At 71.8% G+C, this 20,600-nt stretch carries 22 protein-coding genes; 8 read left to right on the forward strand and 14 right to left on the reverse strand.

Going from position 1 to position 20,600, the window contains the following annotated elements; genetic code table 11:
• Positions 1–248 precede the first annotated feature (248 nt).
• Positions 249–1,190, forward strand: coding sequence for a chlorophyllase (locus tag IFT73_RS15735; protein ID WP_192168446.1), 942 nt, complete (start codon positions 249–251; stop codon positions 1,188–1,190).
• A gap of 19 nt (positions 1,191–1,209) precedes the next feature.
• Here the strand turns inward: IFT73_RS15735 and IFT73_RS15740 are convergent, their stop codons facing one another.
• Positions 1,210–2,061: a DUF5926 family protein gene (locus IFT73_RS15740; protein WP_056604363.1), complete on the reverse strand. Its 852-nt coding sequence runs from the start codon at positions 2,059–2,061 to the stop codon at positions 1,210–1,212.
• 45 nt (positions 2,062–2,106) lie between these two features.
• A complete protein-coding gene (locus tag IFT73_RS15745; RefSeq protein WP_056604360.1) occupies positions 2,107–2,502 on the reverse strand; it encodes an ATP-binding protein in 396 nt (131 codons plus the stop codon).
• A gap of 177 nt (positions 2,503–2,679) precedes the next feature.
• Here IFT73_RS15745 and IFT73_RS15750 point away from each other — a divergent pair, with 177 nt between their 5' ends.
• A complete protein-coding gene (locus tag IFT73_RS15750; RefSeq protein ID WP_192168447.1) occupies positions 2,680–2,997 on the forward strand; it encodes a rhodanese-like domain-containing protein in 318 nt (105 codons plus the stop codon).
• Between the two features lie 15 nt (positions 2,998–3,012).
• On the opposite strand, the gene IFT73_RS15755 is transcribed toward IFT73_RS15750, so the two are convergent.
• The 4 genes from IFT73_RS15755 to IFT73_RS18675 form a co-directional block, all read right to left on the reverse strand.
• Complete coding sequence (locus tag IFT73_RS15755; RefSeq protein WP_192168448.1) at positions 3,013–4,068, reverse strand: CPBP family intramembrane glutamic endopeptidase; 1,056 nt, start codon at positions 4,066–4,068, stop codon at positions 3,013–3,015.
• Between the two features lie 70 nt (positions 4,069–4,138).
• Complete coding sequence (locus IFT73_RS15760; RefSeq protein WP_199906980.1) at positions 4,139–4,411, reverse strand: HU family DNA-binding protein; 273 nt, start codon at positions 4,409–4,411, stop codon at positions 4,139–4,141.
• A 110-nt stretch (positions 4,412–4,521) separates the two neighbouring features.
• The gene (gene aat, locus IFT73_RS15765) at positions 4,522–5,175 is read right to left on the reverse strand and encodes a leucyl/phenylalanyl-tRNA--protein transferase (protein WP_235501744.1); all 654 of its coding nucleotides are present in this window, start codon (positions 5,173–5,175) and stop codon (positions 4,522–4,524) included.
• Entirely contained in the window at positions 5,172–6,131 is a 960-nt protein-coding gene (locus IFT73_RS18675; protein WP_197984321.1) for a phosphotransferase, read from the reverse strand. Before IFT73_RS18675 ends, aat begins: the two co-directional genes overlap by 4 nt.
• Before the next feature lie 85 nt (positions 6,132–6,216).
• Here IFT73_RS18675 and IFT73_RS15770 point away from each other — a divergent pair, with 85 nt between their 5' ends.
• Positions 6,217–6,888, forward strand: a complete 672-nt coding sequence (locus IFT73_RS15770; RefSeq protein ID WP_056604346.1) for an EcsC family protein — start codon at positions 6,217–6,219, stop codon at positions 6,886–6,888.
• Positions 6,889–6,939: 51 nt separating this feature from the next.
• Here IFT73_RS15770 and IFT73_RS15775 read toward each other — a convergent pair whose 3' ends face one another.
• The 4 genes from IFT73_RS15775 to IFT73_RS15790 all read right to left on the reverse strand — a co-directional run bounded on the left by IFT73_RS15775 (position 6,940) and on the right by IFT73_RS15790 (position 12,460).
• On the reverse strand, positions 6,940–7,848 hold the full coding sequence (locus IFT73_RS15775) for a hypothetical protein (RefSeq protein ID WP_192168450.1): 909 nt from the start codon (positions 7,846–7,848) through the stop codon (positions 6,940–6,942).
• Positions 7,849–7,984: 136 nt separating this feature from the next.
• Positions 7,985–8,908, reverse strand: coding sequence for a hydroxymethylglutaryl-CoA lyase (locus tag IFT73_RS15780; protein ID WP_192168451.1), 924 nt, complete (start codon positions 8,906–8,908; stop codon positions 7,985–7,987).
• 76 nt (positions 8,909–8,984) lie between these two features.
• Positions 8,985–10,901, reverse strand: coding sequence for a biotin carboxylase N-terminal domain-containing protein (locus tag IFT73_RS15785; protein WP_192168452.1), 1,917 nt, complete (start codon positions 10,899–10,901; stop codon positions 8,985–8,987).
• Positions 10,902–10,906: 5 nt separating this feature from the next.
• Positions 10,907–12,460: an acyl-CoA carboxylase subunit beta gene (locus tag IFT73_RS15790; RefSeq protein WP_192168453.1), complete on the reverse strand. Its 1,554-nt coding sequence runs from the start codon at positions 12,458–12,460 to the stop codon at positions 10,907–10,909.
• Positions 12,461–12,506: 46 nt separating this feature from the next.
• Here IFT73_RS15790 and IFT73_RS19100 point away from each other — a divergent pair, with 46 nt between their 5' ends.
• Positions 12,507–13,058: a TetR/AcrR family transcriptional regulator gene (locus IFT73_RS19100; protein ID WP_192168454.1), complete on the forward strand. Its 552-nt coding sequence runs from the start codon at positions 12,507–12,509 to the stop codon at positions 13,056–13,058.
• Here IFT73_RS19100 and IFT73_RS15800 read toward each other — a convergent pair.
• Positions 12,997–13,920, reverse strand: a complete 924-nt coding sequence (locus tag IFT73_RS15800) for an EamA family transporter (protein ID WP_192168455.1) — start codon at positions 13,918–13,920, stop codon at positions 12,997–12,999. The two genes, IFT73_RS19100 and IFT73_RS15800, sit on opposite strands and share 62 nt — an antisense overlap.
• An 86-nt stretch (positions 13,921–14,006) precedes the next feature.
• On the opposite strand from IFT73_RS15800, the gene IFT73_RS15805 reads away from it, so the two are divergent.
• Positions 14,007–14,909 carry a LysR family transcriptional regulator gene (locus IFT73_RS15805; protein WP_192168456.1) on the forward strand — a complete coding sequence of 301 codons (903 nt, stop codon included), beginning with the start codon at positions 14,007–14,009 and terminating at the stop codon, positions 14,907–14,909.
• Between the two features lie 22 nt (positions 14,910–14,931).
• Here the strand turns inward: IFT73_RS15805 and IFT73_RS15810 are convergent, their stop codons facing one another.
• A complete protein-coding gene (locus IFT73_RS15810) occupies positions 14,932–16,452 on the reverse strand; it encodes an MFS transporter (RefSeq protein WP_192168457.1) in 1,521 nt (506 codons plus the stop codon).
• 102 nt (positions 16,453–16,554) lie between these two features.
• Between IFT73_RS15810 and IFT73_RS15815 the strand changes: the two genes are divergently transcribed.
• The 3 genes from IFT73_RS15815 to IFT73_RS15825 all read left to right on the forward strand — a co-directional run bounded on the left by IFT73_RS15815 (position 16,555) and on the right by IFT73_RS15825 (position 19,194).
• The gene (locus IFT73_RS15815) at positions 16,555–17,082 is read left to right on the forward strand and encodes a TetR/AcrR family transcriptional regulator (RefSeq protein ID WP_192168458.1); all 528 of its coding nucleotides are present in this window, start codon (positions 16,555–16,557) and stop codon (positions 17,080–17,082) included.
• Between the two features lie 50 nt (positions 17,083–17,132).
• The gene (locus IFT73_RS15820; RefSeq protein ID WP_192168459.1) at positions 17,133–17,930 is read left to right on the forward strand and encodes a hypothetical protein; all 798 of its coding nucleotides are present in this window, start codon (positions 17,133–17,135) and stop codon (positions 17,928–17,930) included.
• A 97-nt stretch (positions 17,931–18,027) separates the two neighbouring features.
• Positions 18,028–19,194, forward strand: coding sequence for a glycerophosphodiester phosphodiesterase (locus tag IFT73_RS15825; protein WP_192168460.1), 1,167 nt, complete (start codon positions 18,028–18,030; stop codon positions 19,192–19,194).
• A 15-nt stretch (positions 19,195–19,209) separates the two neighbouring features.
• Here IFT73_RS15825 and IFT73_RS15830 read toward each other — a convergent pair whose 3' ends face one another.
• A complete protein-coding gene (locus tag IFT73_RS15830; protein WP_192168513.1) occupies positions 19,210–19,824 on the reverse strand; it encodes a YigZ family protein in 615 nt (204 codons plus the stop codon).
• Positions 19,821–20,588 carry a class I SAM-dependent methyltransferase gene (locus tag IFT73_RS15835; RefSeq protein WP_192168461.1) on the reverse strand — a complete coding sequence of 256 codons (768 nt, stop codon included), beginning with the start codon at positions 20,586–20,588 and terminating at the stop codon, positions 19,821–19,823. The genes IFT73_RS15830 and IFT73_RS15835 overlap by 4 nt, the downstream gene beginning before the upstream one ends.
• Between the last annotated feature and the right edge of the window lie 12 nt (positions 20,589–20,600).

Raw genomic sequence — 20,600 nt, forward strand, 5'->3', positions numbered from 1 at the left:
CCCGCCACCGCCCGGACGGGGGCGTCGACCCCGGAGGCCACGAACACCGAGGCAGCGGCCTCGAGCAGCTTCTGCTCGTTGCGGAACGCGTCGACGCGCTTGGCCCGCGGAGACGGCGTGGATGGCTCGGACGCACTCGTCACCGTCGACCCCTCCCGTCACCTTGTTATCCGGAACACCGTTCCGTATGGTTGTGGAACACCGTTCCGCTTACATCCTGCCACAGCGGACCACTCGAAGGGCCCACCATGTCCAGCATCGTCCACCGCCTCGACGCCCTCACCGGACCGTCGATCCCCGTCGTCTCGGTCGCCCCCGTCGTCCTCGAGGCGCCCGGCCGCTCACGCGACCTGCACGTCCGGGTGTCCGCTCCCGTCACCGGCACCGACCTTCCGATCGTGCTGTTCTCGCACGGGAACGGCTGGTCGCACGACGGCTACGCACCCCTCACGGCATTCTGGGCGTCGCGCGGATTCGTGGTCGTCCAGCCCACGCACCTCGACTCCCGCCGGCTCGGCACCCGCATGGACGATCCGGGGTTCGCCGACATCTGGCGCACCCGGGTCGCCGACCTGCGCCGCGTGCTCGACCAGCTCGACACCGTCGAGTCGGCCGTCCCGGGCCTGGCGCGGCGGGTCGACCGTTCACGCATCGCCGCGGCCGGGCACTCCTGGGGTGCCCAGAGCGTCGGCGAGCTGCTCGGCGCCCGGGTGCTCGACGCCGACGGGACACCCGGCGACGACCTCTCCGAAGCCCGCGTGACGGCCGGCGTCCTGCTGGCGACAGCCGGCACCGGCGACGACCTCTCGCCCTGGGCGAGCACGCACCTGCCGTTCATGCGCCCGTCGTTCGCGTCGCTGGCCACGCCCACGCTCGTCGTGGCCGGCGACCGGGACGACTCACCCCTGACCACCCGCGGACCCGAGTGGATGACGGACGCCTACGAGCTGAGCCCCGGCGCGACGGACCTGCTGACGCTGTTCGGCGGCGAGCACTCGCTGGGCGGCATCCCGGGTCACGAGGTCGCCGAGACGACCGACGAGGACCCCGAGCGGGTCGCCGTCGTGCAGCGCCTCACGACCGCCTACCTGCGCAGCGCGCTCGACCCGTCCGATCCGTGCTGGACGGCAGCGCGAGACGAGTTCAACGCCGCCGTCGAGCCGGGTGGACGGATCGACTCCCGCACCTGACGTGCGGACCGCCGAGGCGTCAGACCTGCACCTGGCGGCTGATCAGCGAGCCCTTCGCGGCCCGCTCGGCGGACGTCAGCGGGCTGTCGTCGGCCAGCGCGGCCGCCAGGCGCTCGGCGAACGCGGTCGCCGGCTGCTCGAGCGCGTCGGCGTCGTGCTCGAACTCCCACACCGGCACGAGCAGACCGTGCGCGCGGAAGTGACCGATCAGCTTGGTGCCCTCGCCGAGCGTGTCGTCGTCGGCGGCGTGCAGCCGGGCCAGCGCGTTGAGCAGCGCGGTCTCGTCGTGCGTCATGACCCAGCGCAGGAACCGCTGCGGTCCCATCTCGGTCCAGTACGCGCCGTCGACCGAGTCGAGGTGGACCGTCGGTGCGATCGTGTCGTTGGCCTCGGCGAGCGCCTCGGCGACGCCGTCGTTGTCCTCGACGCCCTCGACCCAGTAGTCGAAGCCGTCGTGCACGACGACGTCGAACGTCGAGTCGGGCGCGATGATGTCCTGCAGACGCGGACCGACACCGGGATCGGTCATGCGGACGGGGCTGCCGGGCTCGGTGCTGCGGGCGAGCTCGATGACGTGCGCGAGGTCGCGGCTGATGTCACCGAAGTTGTGGGCGACCTGCAGGCCGATCCACGTCTCGCCGTCCTGACGCCGGATGCCGGCGCCGTTGCCCGGCAGCATCGAGCACACGCGGACGGTCTCGCCGTCCTTCAGCGTGATCGTGGCCGAACCGGCCGGGACGAACTCGCGCAGCGCGACCCAGTCCTCCTCGGACGGCAAGCCCTCGAAGGTGCGCGCCACGAACGGCATGCGCTCCTTCTTGGCAGCCTTCGTGCCGTCGGTACGAGTCTTGATTCGCGACTTCTTGCCCATGACGGGCGAGTCTAACGGGCGGCGGCTGAGCCGCTCGGCCGGTCGTCAGTGGGTCGTGAGGGCGAGCTCGGCGTTGACGCGGGTGCCCTTCGACATGTCGACCCACCAGCGGTCGGCGACACGGTTGATGATCGCGAGACCGCGACCGCTCAGCGAGTCCTCGTCGAAGTCGATCGGCTTGAGGTGGCCGCCGACGCCCCCGTCGAGCACGCTGAGCTCGAGCAGGTCGCCGTTGATCGACCACGAGATCTCGATCGCACCGTCCTCGGCGGGGACGCCGTGGCTGACGGCGTTGGCGATCATCTCGCTGATGACGATGAGCGCGTCGTCGATGACCTCGTTGGACGCGTGCTGCCGCGTCAGGAAGGCGGCCAGACGGGTGCGGGCGATGCCCGGCGTGGAGGGCTCGAACGGTAGGCGGACGGTGTCGTGCGACATCATCTGCGCCACCGTCCTTCCGTCTCCGGCTCGTCCCGTCGGGTTGTTCAGGCTCCATCTCACCACGGATCCTGAAACCCTTCTGGTCCAAAGTAACTACTCCAGGGGGGTCATTGCTACTCCTGTGACGGATTAGACCCTCCCCGAGGCCCATTTCGGCAAGAGGAGGACGATGGTCCCATGACTGACTCGACCGTCCCGACCACCGAGATCGACGCGATCCCGGCGACGATCCCCGACGACCTCGTCGTCCTCGACGTCCGCGAGCCGCACGAGTGGGCGGCCGGGCACATCGACGGCGCCGTCCACGTCCCGCTGGGCGAGATCCCGGCCCGCGTCGGCGAGCTCGACCCCTCGGTGCGCACCCTCGTGGTGTGCCACCTGGGCGGCCGGTCGGCCCGCGCGACCCAGTGGTTGCACGCGCAGGGCCACGACGTCACGAACGTCGCCGGTGGCATGGAGGCGTGGGAGGCCGCCGGCCGGCCGACCGTCTCCTAGCCAGACCGAACCGCCTCAGCGCCACCCCGGAGGGAGCTCCCCCGGGTAGTCCGGGGTGTCGGGGTGCAGCGCGGGGCCCGGTGCGACCGGGGTGACCGGCTGCACGGGCTGGTACCAGACCATCGCGTACGGCGGTGGCGGCCACATCGGCGCGAGGGGCGGCGGCGGGTCGGGGATGGGATCGCGCGTGCGCTGGACGCCCCGCCGGCGTGCCAACCACTCGATCGCCACGACGAGCAGGACGCTCGAGACGACCGTCGGCACGAGGTCGAGCGGCCCGGCGCCGGTGTCGTCGGTCGCCGAGATCACGCCGAGCGCGTCGAGCGCGAACAGCACGACGTTGTTTGCGGCGTGCGCCGCGATCGCGGCCTCGAGACCGCCCGTGCGGATCGTCAGGACCGCCGCCGTCAGACCGAACAGCCCGACGTCCAGCAGCCCCCACAGGCCGTACCCGTGCCCCGCGACGAACAGCGGCGTCGTGACGACGACCGGCACGATCGCGAACCTCGTCCACGACCCCACCAGCTGCATCAGGTACCCCCTGAAGAGGTACTCCTCGGCGGCCGACTGCAGCGGGACGACGAGCAGGATCGCCAGCAACGCCCACGCCGTGCTCGGGTCGATCACTGTCGGGGTCGACGCCTCGGACGGGTCGGTCACCTCGCCGACGACCAGCGAGCCGCCGATCGTGACGGTCGTGACGACGGTCGCGACGACGGCCGTGAGCCCCAGCCAGCGCCAGCGCAGACGTCCTGCCACCGACGACAGGTAGCCGACCGGGCGCGGGCCCGTGGCCAGCACCCCCAGCAGCACCGCGGGGATCAGCAGCGCGATGCTCAGCAGGTCGAGCACGAAGTAGTCGAGGTGCGCGGTGTCGAGGTCGCCGACCGCGTCGAACCAGCCGTCGAGCGATCCCGACGAGCTCGACGCCGCGAACCAGACGGCCGCCGCGACGATCAGCAGGATCGTCAGCCCGAAGTAGACGACGACGATGACCGGCGCCGCCACGGGCAGCTTCCACCAGGCGTACGCCGGGGTCTCGCGGGCGAGACGGTGGTACGGCGTGGCCATGGCTGATCCTCACACAGACGGCAACAGCGCCACCGGATCGGGTCCGATGGCGCTGCAGGGTCGTGCAGGTCTACTTGGCGGCGGCCTTGAGGCGCGAGCCGACGCTGACCTTGACGCCGAAGCCGGCGGGGATGTCGATCGTCTCGCCCGTGGAGGGGTTGCGACCGGTGCGGGCCGCGCGTGCCACGCGCTCGACCGAGAGGATGCCGGGGATCGAGACCTTCTCGCCCTTGGCGACCGAGTCGAGGAGGATCTCGCTGAAGGACGAGAGAACCGCGTCGGCGTCGGCCTTGCTGGTGCCGGCCTTCGAAGCGAGGGCAGCGACGAGGTCGTTGCGAGAGATAGCCACAAAAGCTCCTTGTGAGTGGGGGTGTTTTCGCCATTCAGTCTAGGAACGCGATCCCCGCCCCGGGCGCCCACCCCGCCGTGCGCCGGGCCGATTCCGCCGTGATATCAGGCCCATCCGGGAGGCGGGGCGGCGTCGACGAGCTCCTCGATGCGCGCGAGGTAGACGTCGCGCGGCCACTGCGTCACGCCCAGCGACTCCAGGTGCGTCGTGCTCCACTGCGTGTCGATCAGCCCGCCGTCACCGACCCGGCGAGCCAGCTCGACGAGCGCGACCTTCGAGGCGTCCGTCGCGCGGTGGAACATCGACTCGCCCGCGAACAGGGCCCCGATGCTCAGGCCGTAGAGGCCCCCCACGAGCGTCCCGTCGGCGCTGCGGGTCTCGACCGAGTGCGCCCAGCCCAGCCGGTGCATCTCGACGTACGCCTCGCGGATCGGCCCGTCGATCCACGACCCGGGTCGCGACGGGTCGGCGCACGCGTCGATGACCTCCTCGAACGACTCGTCGACCGTCACGGTGAAGCGGCGCACCGAGCGCGACAACGACCGGCTGACCCGCAGGTCGGACGGCACCAGCACGCCCCGCTCCATCGGCGACCACCACAGCAGCTCGCGGTCGTGCGGCATCGGGAACGCACCCCGGCGGTAGGCCTCGACCAGCGTGCTGGGGGCGAGGTCGGCGCCCGAGGCGACGCAGTCGTCGTCGGGCCACTGGTCGGGATCGAAGACCCAGGGGGTCGGCGGCAGCGGGGTGCGGGTCACGGCTCGAGCACCCGCGTCAGGTGGTGCAGGACGCTGTCGCCCCACTGCGTCCACTCGGCGGCGGTCGCCTCCTGCAGGCAGCCCCACCACACGAGCGTCCGGTTGACCGCCTGCGTGCACGACGCGGCCCGCACGTGCGCCGCGAGGTCGCCGGGCTCGACGCCCCACACGTCGCCGTACGCCGCGAGCACGTCGGGCCACGACAGCGTCCCGTCGGACTGGGCGATCCATGCCTCGGGCACGCACAGCAGCTCGGCGGCGTGCGCCCACTGACCGTCGCCGAAGTCGAAGAAGTGGCCATTGGCCGCGAAGACGTTCCACGGGTGCAGGTCGCCGTGCTGCCACGTCGTCGGCAGCGACGACTCCTGCAGCGCGGCGACGGCGTCGACGACGCGCGGGCGGGCGCCCTGGAGCTGCGTGCGCAGCTCGTCCGGGACGTGCGCGGGGTGCTGGTCCGGCAACGAGGCGAGCACCTCGACGAAGCGGTCGAACCGGCCCACGACGGTCGCCGGACGGCAGTCGGGCAGGCCCGTGGCGATCAGCGTCTCGCCGTGGCCGGCGGCGGTGCGCTGCAGGTGGGCGGCGTGCCCGAGGACCCGCCGCCAGTCGTCCGCGGTCGGATCGCTCGTGTCGCCGAGGGTCGCACCACGGTCGAGCGTCAGCATCCAGCCGCGATCGACGTCGACGGCGACGGGGGCGTCGACCGCGTCGGGTGCAAGGCGGGCCAGCTCGACCTGCAGCGCCGGTTCGAACGCCATCGAGGCGCAGTTGGCCTTGAACCAGATGCGTCCCGCGTCGGTCGGCACCGTGAGCTGCGTCGACCAGGGGCGGATGCGGGGCTGCTCGACGGGTCCGGTGACCTCGATGCCGCGGGCCGCGAGGGCGTCGTGCGTCCACCGCCGCGCCGCGTGCCGCCAGTCGTCGTGCGCGACGCGCTCGGAGAACGGTCGGCCCATGGGGTCAGCGTAGGCGTCCGGCCCGCGGTCCGTGGGGTTCTGCGCTCGAGGGGCCGGTGCGGGGCATCGCTCCTATGCTGGACGCATGGGACTCAGACGCAGTGTTGCCACCTCCGCCGGCTCGAAGCTGGCGCCCAAGGTCGCGTCCGGGTACGTCCGCACCGTGCTCGACCGGGCCATCGACGGCATCGGGCCGTTACGCTCGGCGGCCGCGGCCGCCGACAGCCGTCTCGTCGATGCCGACGGTGACGTCGAGAAGGCCATCTCGAGCCTCATGAAGACGCACACGAGCCTCGCGGCGGCGCAGGGGTTCGTCACGAACCTCGGCGGCCTCGCCACCGCCGCACTGGCGGTGCCCGCCAACGTCGCGGGCGTCACGATCGTCCAGTGCCACCTGGTCGCGGGGATCGCCCACCTGCGCGGCTACGACCTGCACGACCCGCGCGTCCGCAACGCGATCCTGGCGTGCATGCTCGGCGAGGACGCGGTCAAGACCCTGGTGAAGAAGCACCGCCTGCCGTCGTCACCGATGGCGCTCGCGACCTCGCCGGTGCACGACCCGGTGCTGGACGAACGGCTGTCGAGGGAGGTCACGGCCGAGCTGGTCGGACGCACCGCCGGACGTCGCGCCGTCACGATGATCGGCCGTCGCGTGCCGTTCCTCGGCGGTGCGGTCGGCGGGTCGAGCGACGCCTGGGCCACGTGGCAGATCGGCTCGTTCGCGTCCGACGAGCTCAAGGACCGCCGCCGCTCCTGACCCCGGCTCCTGACCCCCGCTCCTGACCACGAGTGGCGCAGGACTGTTGGTTCAGGACTGCTGAGGCAACACATCTGCGCCACTCGCGGGGCGCTCGAGCTCGGCCAGCCACCGCTTGGCTCGCCCCGCGTCGTGCGGCCACCCCAGCGCGTCCTCGGCGTCGCGGACGACCAGCAGTGGCGACTCGACGAGCTCGACCGACGTGTAGCCGTACCTCTCCTGACCCAGGCGGGCGAGCGCCTTGTCGCGCGTGAGGTCGTGGCGATGGGTCTCTTGCGACCGGTGCCCCGCGCCGTCGTACTCGGGGTGCCTCGCCGTGCCGACGATCTGCAGATCGGTACGGGCCACGAAACGTCCCTCCCCGTCGCGCACCTCGACCTGTGATCGGACCGGGACGCCCGACAGCTGGTGCGCCAGGCGCAGCACCGACTCCCACCACGACTCGCTCAGGCGATCGGCCAGCGGCAGGGCATCGCGCAACGTCCGGGCACCTCGGCGGCCCGGGACGATGGCGTCTCGCAGGCGCTCGACCGACGTCTCGCCCGCCCGCAGCGCGCCGTCGATCACCGCGACCAGGTCGATGAGCCCGAGGTCCTCCGCGAGCTCGACGATCGTCCACTCCGCCGACGCGATCCGCACACCGCGCAGGGACGACCGGTGCCGGCGGGGCACGTCGCACCGCCTGACGTACACGCCCCGCCGGTCCAGGCGGGCGAAGTCGGCGTCGCTGACGGCGACGATCGGCACCGAGCGGGTGCGCGGGAGCCGCCATCCGCGCAGGCTGGCGCTCGTGAGGTGCGTGAAGATCGCGTCGGCGGGGAGGGCCTGCTGGACCGCGCGGCAGGTCTTCGCCAGGTCTCCGGCGTCGTCCACGTCCATGAAGACCGTGTGGGTCGGCGTGTGGTAGCCGCCCGTCCGAAGATTCTGCCGGGAGGGGGCACCGGCGGCGTCCTGGCTCATCCCTCCACCCCACCATGCTCGTGAGCCCGTGACCCGCCCCCGGCGCGAGCCTGTGGACGGAGCGCGAGCGGCGCACGATGGTTGGCTCCAGTCGCGAGAATCAACAGTTCTGCGCCACTCGCGGGTCAGCGCAGGCTCAGCGGAGCGCGCGGACGACGGCGCTCGCCGGTTCCTTGGCCAGGATCTCGGCCATCCAGACGCTCGTCGCCACCAGTGACGGCAGGTCGACGCCGTGCTCGATGCCGAGGCCGTCGAGCATCCACACCAGGTCCTCGGTCGCGAGGTTGCCGGTCGCGCTCTCGGCGTACGGGCACCCGCCGAGGCCGCCCGCGGACGCGTCGAACGTCGTGACGCCGACCTGCAGGGCGGCGTACGCGTTCGCGAGCGCCTGGCCGTAGGTGTCGTGGAAGTGCATCGCGAGCGATCCCACGCCCGTCCCCGCCTCGGCGAACGCCCGCACCAGCGCCTGGACGTGCGCTGCCGTGCCCACCCCGATGGTGTCGCCCAGCGACAGCTGCGACGCGCCGAGGTCGAGCAGCCGTCGCCCCACCGAGACGACCTGCTCGGTCGGGACCGCCCCCTCCCACGGGTCGCCGAAGCACATCGAGACGTACGCGCGGACGTCGAGACCCGCAGCGCGGGCACGCGCCACGACCGGCTCGAACATCGCGAGCTGGTCGTCGAGCGTCGAGTTGAGGTTCTTGCGCGCGAACGTCTCGGTGGCGCTGGCGAAGATCGCGACATGACGGACGCCCGCCGCGAGCGCCCGGTCGAGACCGCGCTCGTTCGGCACCAGGACGGGCAACGGCGTCGGGCCGTCCAGCGGCAGGCGCGCCACGAGCTCGGCGGCGTCCGCGAGCTGCGGCACCCACCGCGGGTGGACGAAGCTCGTCGCCTCGACGACCGGCAGGCCTGCTGCGACGAGCCGACCGATGAACTCGGCCTTGACCTCGACGGGCACGACCGCCTTCTCGTTCTGCAGCCCGTCGCGCGGGCCGACCTCGTAGATCGTCACCGCCGCCGGCAGCGACTCGTCGCGGACGACCATCGGGCGGGTCATGCGGCACCTCCGCGAGTGGTGCACACCCGTCCCCGAGTGGTGCGCTGTGGCCAGACACGCCGTCTCAGGATGTCCACTACGCACCACTCGCACGCACGCGGGAGGTGCCCCCACCGGGTTCGGATGGTGGGTCGACGGTGAAGAGGACGTGCTTGATCGGCACCTGGTCGCCGACGGCGGCACCGACGAACGAGACCGTGCCGTCGTAGGGGGCCGTCAGAGGCAGCTCCATCTTCATGGCCTCGACGACGCCGAGGTGCTGGCCCAGCTCGACCGACTCCCCCTCGGTGACGTCGACGCGCAGCACCGTGCCGGGCATCGGCGACACGACGTCGGCGTCGGTCGCGGCGCCCCGCCGGTGCCCGCCGCGCATCGGATCGGGCAGCTCGAGCGCCCAGACCTGCCCCTCCCACGCGATCGTGACGGCATCACGGTCGACGACCGCGAGCTCTCCCCCGTCGGCGAGCTCGTCGGGCCGCAGGCGGGACGTCCAGCGGTGCCCCGACTCGTCGGTCAGGACGATCGAGAGCGGCGCGGGCTCGCCACCCGAGCGCCAGCCGTCGACGCTGCCGAAGACGTGGTCGCGCTCGTCGAGGTCGTACGTCGCCCACAGGCGGGCGGCCGCCCGCACGGCGGCCTCGGGCACCGATGGCGCCGCGAGCAGGTCGGCGGACGCCTCGCCGTCGAGCCACGCCGTGTGGATCCGCCCCTCGGCGAACTCCTCGCTCACGACGAGTCGCCGCACGAAGCCGACGTTCGTCGTGATGCCGAAGACCCCCGTGTCGTCGAGCGCCGACACCATCGCCCGGCGCGCGGACTCGCGGTCGTCGCCGCGCACCACGATCTTGCCGAGCATGGGGTCGTACGCCGTCGAGACCACGGCGTCGGCCGTCAGGTCGGTCTCGACGCGCACCCCCTCGGGCCAGGCGACGGCGTCGACGTGGCCGGCCTGGGGCAGGAAGCCCGCGTACGGGTCCTCGGCGTAGACCCTCACCTCCATCGCATGGCCCGTCGCGACGATCTGGTCCTGCGTCAACGGCAGGGGCTCGCCCGCCGCGACGCGCAGCTGCCACTGCACGAGGTCGAGGCCCGTGATCTCCTCGGTGACGGGGTGCTCGACCTGCAGGCGCGTGTTCATCTCGAGGAAGTACGCGCGCTGGCCGTCCGGCGTGTCCGCGACGAGGAACTCGACCGTCCCGGCACCGGTGTAGCCGACCTCGCGGCACAGGGCCACCGACGACTCGTGCAGCGTGCGCCGCAGCTCGTCGGTCAGCCCGACCGCGGGCGCCTCCTCGACGACCTTCTGGTGCCGTCGCTGCACCGAGCAGTCGCGCTCGAAGAGGTGGACGACGGTGCCCGCGGTGTCGCCGAAGACCTGCACCTCGACGTGGCGACCGGCCTCGACGTACGTCTCGACCAGCAGCGTGTCGTCGCCGAACGACGACGCCGCCTCGCGACCGGCCGCCTCGATCGCGTCGGCCAGGCCGGAGGCCTCGCGGACGATGCGCATGCCCTTGCCACCGCCGCCCGCGGCCGCCTTGACCAGCACGGGGTAGGCGTCGTCGGGCACCGAGCCGATCTCGAACTGGGGGGTCACGGGCACGCCCGCGCGCTCGGCGATCGCGCGCGCACGGTCCTTGCGGCCCATCGCGTCCATGACGTCGGCGGTCGGGCCGATGAACACCAGGCCCGCGTCGACGACCGCGCGGGCGAAGGCCGAGCGCTCCGACAGGAAGCCGTAGCCGGGGTGCACCGCCTCGGCCCCCGACTCGGCCGCGGCGGCGAGCAGCCGCTCGACCGACAGGTACGACTCGGACGCCGGCGTGGGGCCCAGGTGGACGGCGTCGTCGGCGAGCCGGACGTAGGGCGCGTCGGCGTCCGCGTCGGAGTAGACCGCGATGCTGCGCAGCCCCGCCTCGCGGCACGCGAGGATCACCCGGCGGGCGATCTCGCCGCGGTTGGCGACCAGGACGGAGGAGAACGGAGAGGGCATGCGGCTCACATCCTGAACAGGCCGAAGCGGGGCTCCGGCGTCGGAACGGCCGTCGCGAGCTGCAGGCCCATGGCCAGGACGCGACGGGTGTCGGCGGGGTCGATGATGCCGTCGTCCCAGAGCCGGGCGCTGGAGTAGTACGCCGATCCCTGGTCGTCGAACTGCTCGCGGATCGGGGCGCGGAACGCGGCCTCGTCGTCGGCCGACCACTGTTCGCCGCGCTTCTCCATGCCGTCGCGCCGGACGGTCGCCAGCACGGCCGCGGCCTGCTCGCCGCCCATCACCGAGATCTTGGCGTTGGGCCACATCCACAGGAACCGCGGGTCGTACGAGCGTCCGCACATGCCGTAGTTGCCGGCGCCGTACGAGCCGCCGATCACGACCGTGAACTTCGGGACGACCGAGGACGCGACCGCCGTGACGAGCTTCGCGCCGTCCTTGGCGATGCCGCGGTTCTCGTACTCCTGGCCGACCATGAAGCCCGTGATGTTCTGCAGGAACACCAGCGGGACGCCGCGCTGGTTGGCGAGCTCGACGAAGTGCGCGCCCTTGAGCGCCGACTCGCTGAACAGGATGCCGTTGTTGGCCACGATCGCGACGGGGTAGCCCTCGATGCGCGCGAAGCCGCACACCAGCGTCTCGCCGTAGAGCGGCTTGAACTCGTGCAGCCGCGAGTCGTCGACGACGCGGCGGATCACCTCGCGGACGTCGTACGGCGTGCGGCCGTCGACCGGCACGACGTCGTAGAGGGTTTCGGGGTCCTCGCGCGGCGGGACCGGCTCGTGCGGCGCGGGCTCGGACGTCGGACGCTCGAACGTGCCGACGATCGAGCGGACGATCTGCAGCGCGTGCTCGTCGTCGTCGGCCAGGTGGTCGACGACCCCGGACGTCCGCGCGTGGACGTCGCCGCCGCCGAGGGCCTCGGCCGTCACGACCTCGCCCGTCGCGGCCTTCACGAGGGGCGGCCCGGCCAGGAAGATCGTGCCCTGCTCCTTGACGATGACGGTCTCGTCGCTCATCGCCGGGACGTAGGCGCCGCCGGCCGTGCTCGAGCCCATCACCGCGGCGACCTGCGGGATGCGCATCGCGGACATCTGCGCCTGGTTGAAGAAGATGCGGCCGAAGTGCTCGCGGTCGGGGAACACCTCGTCCTGCATCGGCAGGAACGCTCCGCCGGACTCGACGAGGTAGAGGCACGGCAGGTGGTTCTCGCGCGCGATCGTCTGGGCCCGCAGGTGCTTCTTGACCGTCATCGGGAAGTACGTGCCGCCCTTGACGGTCGCGTCGTTGGCGACGACGACGCACTCACGTCCGCTGACCCGGCCGATGCCGGCGATGACGCCGGCGCTCGGCACGGCGTGGTCGTCGTCTCCCCCGTACATCCCGTACGCGGCGAGGGCGCCGATCTCGAGGAACGGCGATCCGGGGTCGAGGAGACGGTCGACACGGTCACGGGGCAGCAGCTTGCCGCGGGCGAGGTGCCGGGTGCGGGCGGCCTCGCTGCCGCCCTGCCGGACGATGGCGAGCCGCTCGCGCAGCTGGTCGACGAGTTCACGCATGACCTGAGGTTAACAGTTGTTAACCTCAGGCCGCTAGACTGGTGCCGTGACGACCACCCGGCGCGAGCAGATCCTCGACACCGCCGCGACCCTCTTCGCCGAGCGCGGCTTCCACGGCGTCTCGGTGCACGACATCGGCAGCGCCTGCGGCATCTCGGGCCCCGCCCTCTACAAGCACTTCGCGGGCAAGGACGACGTCCTCACGCAGTCGCTCATCGCGATCAGCGAGCGACTGCTCGAGCAGGGGCGGTCGCGCTCGGAGAACGCCAGGAACGCCGACGACGCCCTCACGGCGCTGATCGACTGGCACATCGAGTTCGCCCTCGGGCACCGCGCCCTCATCGTGATCCAGGAGCGCGAGTGGGCCAACCTCGGTGCCGACGGACGCCGCGACGTCCGCGCGCTGCAGCTGGCCTACATCGACATCTGGGTCGACACGGTGCAGCACCTGCGCGACGACCTCGACGCCGCCGAGGCGCGGGCCGCCGTCCAGGCGACGTTCGGGCTGATCAACTCGACGCCGCACAGCGCGCGCATCAGCGAGTCGTCGATGGCGTCCCGACTGGCCCGGATGGCGCGAGCGGCACTGCTGGCGTGACGGTGCGGGCCCGACGGCTGATCGTCGCGGCCGCGACGCCCACCAGCATCACGACACCCCCCACGACCTCGAGCCCCGACGGCACCTCGTCCTGCACGACCCACGCGGTCGCGATGCCGACGACCGGCACCAGCAGGACGAACGGCACGACGGCGCTGGCCGGGTAGCGGGCCAGCAGCGAGTTCCAGATGCCGTAGCCGATCAGCGACGCGCCGACCGCGGTGTAGACCGTGCTGGCGACCGCGACGCCCGACAGGTCGCCCAGGGCCCGGACGACCTCGTCGCCGCCGTCGACCACGAGCGACAGGGCGAAGGCCGGCACCGGGACCACGAGTGCCGACCAGACGACCATCGAGAACCCCGACTGGACGCCCGCGGCCCGTGCGATGACGTTGCCCGTGGCCCACGACAGCGCCGCACCGAGGATCACCAGCACCGGCAGGACGGGCGCCGACGCCCCGTGCGCCACGACGACCAGCACGAGCCCGGCCGTGCCGATCGCGGCCCCGACCACCTGGCGCCTCGTCGGCACCTCCTTGATGACGGCGGCGGCGATCACGATCGTGAAGATGACCTGCGCCTGCAGCACCAGCGAGGCCAGACCCGCGGGCATGCCGAGGTCGAGCGAGACGTACAGCAGGCTGAACTGCCCGAGGCTCATGAACGTCCCGACCGCCACGACCGCCTGCCACGACGCGGCGGGGCGCGGCACGAAGAACACCAGGGGGATCGCGACGAGCACGAACCGCATCGCGAGGAACAGCAGCGGCGGGACCCCGTCGAGGCCCTCGTCGATCACGACGAAGTTGGCGCCCCACAGCAGCATCACGCCGACGGCCAGGAGACTGTGCTTGAGCGACATGACACCAGTGTCGTCGCTGCAACCATGAAGCACCAGCGATGTCTTCTACCGACAACCCGGTACGGTTCCTTCATGGTGACTCACCGATGATCGACATCGTCGCCCTGCGGGCTCTCGTCGCCGTCCGCGACCACGGCAGCATCGTCGCGGCGGCCACGGCGCTCGATCTCACGCCGTCCGCGGTCTCGCAGCAGGTCAAGAAGCTCGAGCGGCAGAGCCGGACGCCGATGCTGGAGCGGGTCGGCCGCAGCGTCGTGCTCACGGAGCGGGGGCGCCTGCTGGCCGAGCGCGGCACGACGCTGCTCGCCGATCTCGAGCAGGTCGAGCACATCGCGGTCGGCGGGGCCGCGACGTCGCCGCGCGGGACGTTCCGCATCGCGGCGTTCTCGACGGCGTCGCGCGGTGTCGTCGCTCCGCTGCTGGCCCGGCTGAGGTCGACCGCGCCCGAGCTGGACGTCACGGTCGTCGAGTCCGATCCGCGCGAGACCGTCACGCTGGTCGAGCGGGGCGGGGCCGATCTCGCGGTCGTCCACGACTGGAACACCCTGCCGCTCGACGTGCCGCCGACGCTCGACCGGCACCAGCTGCTGGTCGACGTCGCCGACGTGCTCGTGCCGTGGGACCACCGCCTCGCCCTCGAGCCGTCCGTGACGCCGCTCGACCTGCTGGCGGACCGGTGGATCACGACGCCGGCCGGGACGATCTGCCACGAGTGGCTGGTGCAGATGTTCGCGATGCACGGCGAGCGCCCCGACATCCGCTTCTTCGACGGCTCGTACGCGACACACGTCTCGATGGTCGAGCACGGTGTCGCGGTCGCCCTGGTGCCACGGCTCGGGCGCGAGCCGCTGCCCTCCCGGGTGCGGGTCGTCGAGGTCGTCGACCCCACGCCCCAGCGCCGCGTCAGCTCGCTGTGGCGCACCGCGAGCCGCGACAACCCGGCCCGCCAGCACGTCCAGCGCGAGCTCGAGTCGCTCCACCCCGCCTGAGCGCCGCCCCGCGCCCGACGGGTCAGGCGTGCTTGAGCGTGCGCCAGCTGACGAGCGCGGCCAGCAGGGCGATGACGATCGCGGCGGCCGACGTGTACTGGACGCCGAGGTCGAAGGCCTCGCGCGCCGAGTCGAGCAGGCCCGTACCGACCTCGTTGGGGTAGAACTTGGCGACCTCGACGGTGCCGCCGAGCGTCTCGAACGCGCCCTCGCGCTCACCCCACTGCAGCATCGCGGGGTACGTCAGGTGCGAGCGGTACGTCGACGTCAGCACCGTGCCGAGCACCGCCGTGCCGAGCACCGCACCGATCTCGTAGGCAGTCTCGGAGATCGCCGACGCCGCCCCGGCCTTGGACGACGGGACGCTCGACAGCATGACGTCGTTCGTCAGCGTCTCGGCCATGCCGATGCCGAGCCCCATCACGGTGAACGCGACCGCGACCGACACGACGCTCGGCACCTCGGTCAGCGCCGTGATGGCGTAGCCGGTGGCCGAGGCGACGAAGCTCGCGGTCACCAGCGAGCGGATGCTGACGACGTTGGCGAGCCGCACCGCCACGAAACCCGCGACGACGGTCGCGACGAGGCCGGGCAGCAGGACCAGCGCGGCGTCCATCGCCGACAGCCCGAGCACGAGCTGCAGCAGCTGGGCGCCGAGGAACAGGAAGCCCGTCAGGCCCATGAGGCTCAGCAGGTTCGCGACGATCGCGCCGCTGAAGACCCGGTTGCCGAACAGCGTCAGGTCGATCATCGGCGACGCGCTGGTGCGCAGCCGGTGCACCAGCGCCCAGGCGGCGATGATGCCGACCGCGAACGCCGTCATCGTCAGGTCGGTCAGGCCGTGCTCGGCGAGGTTCTTGATGCCGAAGACCAGCGGCAGCATCGCGAGCAGCGACAGGACGATCGCGAACGGGTCGAGCGGGCCGGGCGCGGGGTCGCGCGACTCGGGCAGCAGCGCCAGGGCCAGGGGCACCAGGACGATCACGATCGGGACGTTGATCAGGAAGACCGAGCCCCACGACGCGTGGCCGAGCAGCCATCCGCCGAGCACGGGGCCCAGGGCCGCACCGCCCGAGAACATCGCGGCCCACGACGCGATCGCGAGCCGGCGGTCGCGCGGGTCGTGGAAGACGTTGCGGATCAGCGACAGCGTCGACGGCATCAGCGTCGCGCCGAAGACGCCCTGCAGGGCCCGTGCGAGCAGCAGCATCTCGGCGCTCTGGCTGTAGGCCGCGACGAGCGAGGCGGCACCGAAGCCGACCGTGCCGATCAGCAGCAGGCGACGGCGTCCGAACCGGTCGCCGATCGAGCCCATGGCGATCAGCAGCCCCGCGAGCATGATGGCGTACAGGTCGACGATCCACAGCAGCTGCGTACCGGTGGGCGTGAGGTCGACGCTGATGGCCGGCAGCGCGAAGCTCAGCACGGTGTTGTCGACCGACACCATGAGGACCGGCAGCATCAGCACGGCCAGCGCCGCCCATTCGCGGGGTCCGGCCCTGTGCGCGTGCATGGTTCCGGTGGTGCTGTCGATCGTTGTCATGTCGTCCTCCTCACGGTGAGTTGTCGTCCGATCCACTATACCGTCCAGCCGGTACAGTACGGACCATCCGTGGCGTGACGTCGCTCTCTGTAGGGTGAGCGCATGGCGGCCACCGAGCGTTCGACGAGGGATCGCCTGCTCGACGCCTTCGAGACGCTGCTCGTCTCGGCCGGCAGCCGCTCGGCCACGCTCGACGCCGTCGCGTCGGCCGCCCAGGTGTCCAAGGGCGGCCTGCTCTACCACTTCCACAGCAAGGACGAGCTCGTCGACGGCATGCTGGCCCGCCTGCGCGAGCAGGGACGGGCCGACGTCGAGAAGATGCGCACGGCCAGGAAGGGCCCCGTCGACTTCTACCTCACGACGTCGATCAACACCGGCAGCGACTTCGACCGCGCCCTGATCGCCGCCAGCCGCATCGCGCAGGACAACGACTCGCGGGCGTCGGACGCCCTGGGCGACCTGCGCGAGTGGTGGTTCGCGGTGCTGCTCGAGCACCTCGAGGACGAGTCGCTGGCCCGCACGATCCAGCTGATCGGCGACGGGCTCTACTTCGACGACACGACGGGGCTCAACGAGAAGAACGCGCTCAAGCACGTCCGTGACGTGCTGACGCGCCTCGGCGCGCTGTAGCGACCACACGCGGTCGACGGCCACCGTGACAGGCCGTCTAGCATCTCCGCGTGACCCCTGACTGCCGCTGCTCCTGCTCCTCGAACCGTCGTCGCCGAGGAGTGTCGTTCGTGCTGACCTGCGTGCTGCTGTTCACGGCCCTGGGCAGCACGGCGTTCGCCGCCGGCTCGCTGGCCCGCAACAGCGTCGGCTCGGCGCAGATCAAGAAGAACGCCGTGGTCGCCTCCAAGCTGCGGGCCGGCTCCGTGGGGTCGTCCGAGATCCAGGACGGCTCGGTCACCGGCACCGAGGTCGCCGACAACAGCCTCGGCGGGGCCGACCTGGCCGACGGGAGCGTGACCGGGGCCGATCTCGCCGACGCGAGCGTCGGCGGCCAGAAGATCGCGGCCAACAGCATCGGCCTGCAGGCCGTCGAGCAGAGCACGCAGGACCACCTGACGAACGTCCCCATGACGCAGGTCGTGCCCGACCCGACGCGCAACGTGTCGCTGAACCTCAACCCGGGGCCTCTCGTGAAGTACGTCGTGACCCCGGCGCAGGCGGGGCTGAACCTGCTGCAGAGCCAGGTCACGGTGCGGTCGATCAAGTCCACGACGATCACGTGCGACATCGCGGTCGACGGCGCCGTGCTGACCCGCGTCAAGCAGTCGATCATCAAGACCGACGACCTGCAGTACGCCTTCGCGACGGTTCCCCTCACGGCGACCACGCGCCTGCTCGACGGCCAGACCGTGGCCACCCGGTGCACCGTCGGCCAGGCCTCCATCGCCTCGGCGATGACGGCCGACCCCGACGAGAACGGCACCACGCGCGCGACGACCATGGTCGCGACCCGCATGGCGCGCTGACCCCCCTCCCCCACCGCCCCCGCGGGGTGGCGGACTGTTCACCTGATGGCGGGGTCACGGCCACGCGGTCGTCACCCGCCCCGCGTGCTCTGGAGACATGACACTCCTCTCGACGGGAACGATCACGCCGCACGTCCGCCGCGCCGCCCACGTCATCGGGGCCGCAGCACTCGCCACGGGCCTCACCACGGTGCCCGCCGGCGCCCAGACCGCACCGGCGATCGACCGCCGTCACGCCGAGCCGCCGCAGCACGCCCAGCCCGTCACGGTGTTCGCGCACCGCGGCGCGTCGGGCTACCGACCCGAGCACACGCTGGCCGCCTACGAGCTGGCGATCCGCATGGGCGCCGACTACATCGAGCCCGATCTGGTCAGCACCAAGGACGGCGTGCTGGTGGCGCGCCACGAGAACGAGATCAGCGGCACGACCGACGTCGCCGACCACCCCGAGTTCGCCCAGCGCAAGACGACCAAGACGATCGACGGCGTCGCCGTGTCGGGCTGGTTCACCGAGGACTTCACGCTGCGCGAGCTGCGGACGCTGCGCGCCAAGGAGCGGCTCCCCGGCGTCCGCGCCGGCAACACCCGCTACGACGGACGCTTCCAGGTGCCGACGTTCGACGAGATCCTCGACCTCGTCCGGCGCGAGGGCAGGGCCCGGGGCCGCACGATCGGCGTCGCACCCGAGACCAAGCACCCCACGTACTTCCGGTCGATCGGCCTGCCGCTCGAGCGTCCGCTGCTGAGGTCGCTGCGCCTGGCCGGCCTGGACTCGAAGCGCTCGAAGGTCGTCATCCAGTCGTTCGAGACGAGCAACCTGCGGCAGCTGTCGCGCGAGACCAAGGTCAAGCTCGTGCAGCTGACGTCCGCGACCGGCGCGCCGTACGACCTGGTCGCCCAGGGCGATCCGCGGACGTACGCCGACCTGATGTCGCCCGCCGGGCTGCGCCGGGTCGCGACCTACGCCGACTGGCTCGGGCCCGAGAAGAACAGCGTGATCCCCCGCGACTCCGCGGGCTTCCTCGCCCAGCCCACGTCGGTCGTCGACGACGCGCACCGTGCGGGCCTGAAGGTCGTCGTCTACACGTTCCGCGACGAGAACCAGTTCCTGCCGGCCGACTTCCGCAACGGCGTCGACCCGAACGCCAAGGGCGACATCTTCGGCGAGCTGCAGGCCTTCTTCGACACCGGCATCGACGCGGTGTTCAGCGACTACCCCGACACCGCCGTCGCCGCGCGCGACTGGTGGGAGGACAGGGACTGACGGAGGAGGAGGACGCTAGACGTCGACCCACGAGGTGCCGGACGGCTCGACCGTCGCGCGTCCGGCGCTCGCACCGGCGACGTCCTCGGCGAACCGCGCGGCGTCACGGACGCCGACCGTGAAGACCACCTCGGTGCCGTACTCGACGTCCGACACCTCGCCCATGGCCCGCAGGCGGTGGTCGAGGGCGCCGGACTCCGCCGCCGGGGCGGTGACGCGCATCGTGTGCAGCAGGCGGCGCTGACGCGTCCCGGCCGCGTCGAGCGCCAGGCCGACCGCGTCGCCGTAGGCGCGGACCAGTCCGCCGGCACCCAGCAGCGTGCCGCCGAACCACCGGGTCACGACGGCGACGACGTCGCTGACGTCGCGCCGGGTCAGCACCTCGAGCATCGGGGCGCCGGCCGTCCCCGCCGGCTCCCCGTCGTCGTTCGAGCGACGCAGCGACGCGTCGGCGCCGATCACGAACGCACTGCAGTGGTGCCGTGCGTCGTGGTGCTCGCGCCGGACGGACGCGATGACGTCGCGAGCCTGCGCCTCGTCGTCGACACGGGTGACGACGGCGAGGAACCGGGAGCGCCTGACCTCGACCTCGGCCGTGCCCGTCCGGGCGACCGTGCGGTAGGCGTTCAGCTCTTGCGGAGCTTGAGGAAGATGCTGGGGCCGAAGTCGCTCTTGGCCAGGCGCTTCTGGCTGATGCGCTCGGCGGCGAGCATGACGCTCTTGGGCAGGACCTTCTTGACCCGCTGGCTGCGCAGGTTCGAGACCGACAGCTTGCTGTCGAGCACGAGACCCGCGGCGGCGAGCTGGCCCACGACGGTGTCGATGTTGTGGTTGACGAACGCGATCGCGTCGGGCTCGTCGGCCCTGGTCTGACGGATGTCGACCGGCTCGACGGGCAGCGGCGTGCCCTGCTTCTTGTGCCGGCGGCGGTTCATGAAGTGCCCGTAGTTGGCGACCTCGATGATCGCGGTGCCACCCGGCGCGAGGACGCGCGAGATCTCGGCGAACTCGGCGGACGGCTCGGGGATGTGGTGCATGACGCGCACCATCGTGACCAGGTCGAGCTCGCCGTCGGCGAACTTCAGGTCGTCGGCCTGCATCTGGACCTGCTTGACGTCGGTGCCCGCGAGCACCTTCTTGGCGGCCTCGAGCTGCGTCGCGGCCGGCTCGGCCAGCGTCACCTCGTCGGAGAACGTGCGCAGCAGCAGGCACAGACGACCGAAGCCGCCACCGATGTCGGCGGCCTTGCGGTAGTGGTTGCCCTTGAGCAGGCGCCGGATGGCGATGTGCTCGGCACCGTTCTCGTAGTCGCGGTTGTCCCAGTACGCGGTGTAGTCGTAGTCGCGCTCGTACTGGTTGGCGACCTTCTTGGACGGCTCGTTGTGATCAGTCACGTCCGGAACCCT

This window comes from Aeromicrobium sp. CFBP 8757 (genome assembly GCF_014841755.1).
In the GTDB taxonomy this organism is placed as follows: Bacteria; Actinomycetota; Actinomycetes; order Propionibacteriales; family Nocardioidaceae; genus Aeromicrobium.

Coding starts and splice junctions, on each gene's coding strand:
- IFT73_RS15805 (WP_192168456.1), top strand. CDS start 14,007: ATGATCGACATCGTCGCCCTGCGGGCTCTCGTCGCCGTCCGCGACCAC.
- IFT73_RS15755 (WP_192168448.1), bottom strand. CDS start 4,068: ATGGCCACGCCGTACCACCGTCTCGCCCGCGAGACCCCGGCGTACGCC.
- IFT73_RS15775 (WP_192168450.1), bottom strand. CDS start 7,848: ATGAGCCAGGACGCCGCCGGTGCCCCCTCCCGGCAGAATCTTCGGACG.
- IFT73_RS15745 (WP_056604360.1), bottom strand. CDS start 2,502: ATGATGTCGCACGACACCGTCCGCCTACCGTTCGAGCCCTCCACGCCG.
- IFT73_RS15810 (WP_192168457.1), bottom strand. CDS start 16,452: ATGACAACGATCGACAGCACCACCGGAACCATGCACGCGCACAGGGCC.
- IFT73_RS15790 (WP_192168453.1), bottom strand. CDS start 12,460: ATGCGTGAACTCGTCGACCAGCTGCGCGAGCGGCTCGCCATCGTCCGG.
- IFT73_RS15750 (WP_192168447.1), top strand. CDS start 2,680: ATGACTGACTCGACCGTCCCGACCACCGAGATCGACGCGATCCCGGCG.
- IFT73_RS15770 (WP_056604346.1), top strand. CDS start 6,217: ATGGGACTCAGACGCAGTGTTGCCACCTCCGCCGGCTCGAAGCTGGCG.
- IFT73_RS15815 (WP_192168458.1), top strand. CDS start 16,555: ATGGCGGCCACCGAGCGTTCGACGAGGGATCGCCTGCTCGACGCCTTC.
- IFT73_RS15780 (WP_192168451.1), bottom strand. CDS start 8,908: ATGACCCGCCCGATGGTCGTCCGCGACGAGTCGCTGCCGGCGGCGGTG.
- IFT73_RS15825 (WP_192168460.1), top strand. CDS start 18,028: ATGACACTCCTCTCGACGGGAACGATCACGCCGCACGTCCGCCGCGCC.
- IFT73_RS15785 (WP_192168452.1), bottom strand. CDS start 10,901: ATGCCCTCTCCGTTCTCCTCCGTCCTGGTCGCCAACCGCGGCGAGATC.
- IFT73_RS15800 (WP_192168455.1), bottom strand. CDS start 13,920: ATGTCGCTCAAGCACAGTCTCCTGGCCGTCGGCGTGATGCTGCTGTGG.
- IFT73_RS15735 (WP_192168446.1), top strand. CDS start 249: ATGTCCAGCATCGTCCACCGCCTCGACGCCCTCACCGGACCGTCGATC.
- IFT73_RS18675 (WP_197984321.1), bottom strand. CDS start 6,131: ATGGGCCGACCGTTCTCCGAGCGCGTCGCGCACGACGACTGGCGGCAC.
- IFT73_RS15740 (WP_056604363.1), bottom strand. CDS start 2,061: ATGGGCAAGAAGTCGCGAATCAAGACTCGTACCGACGGCACGAAGGCT.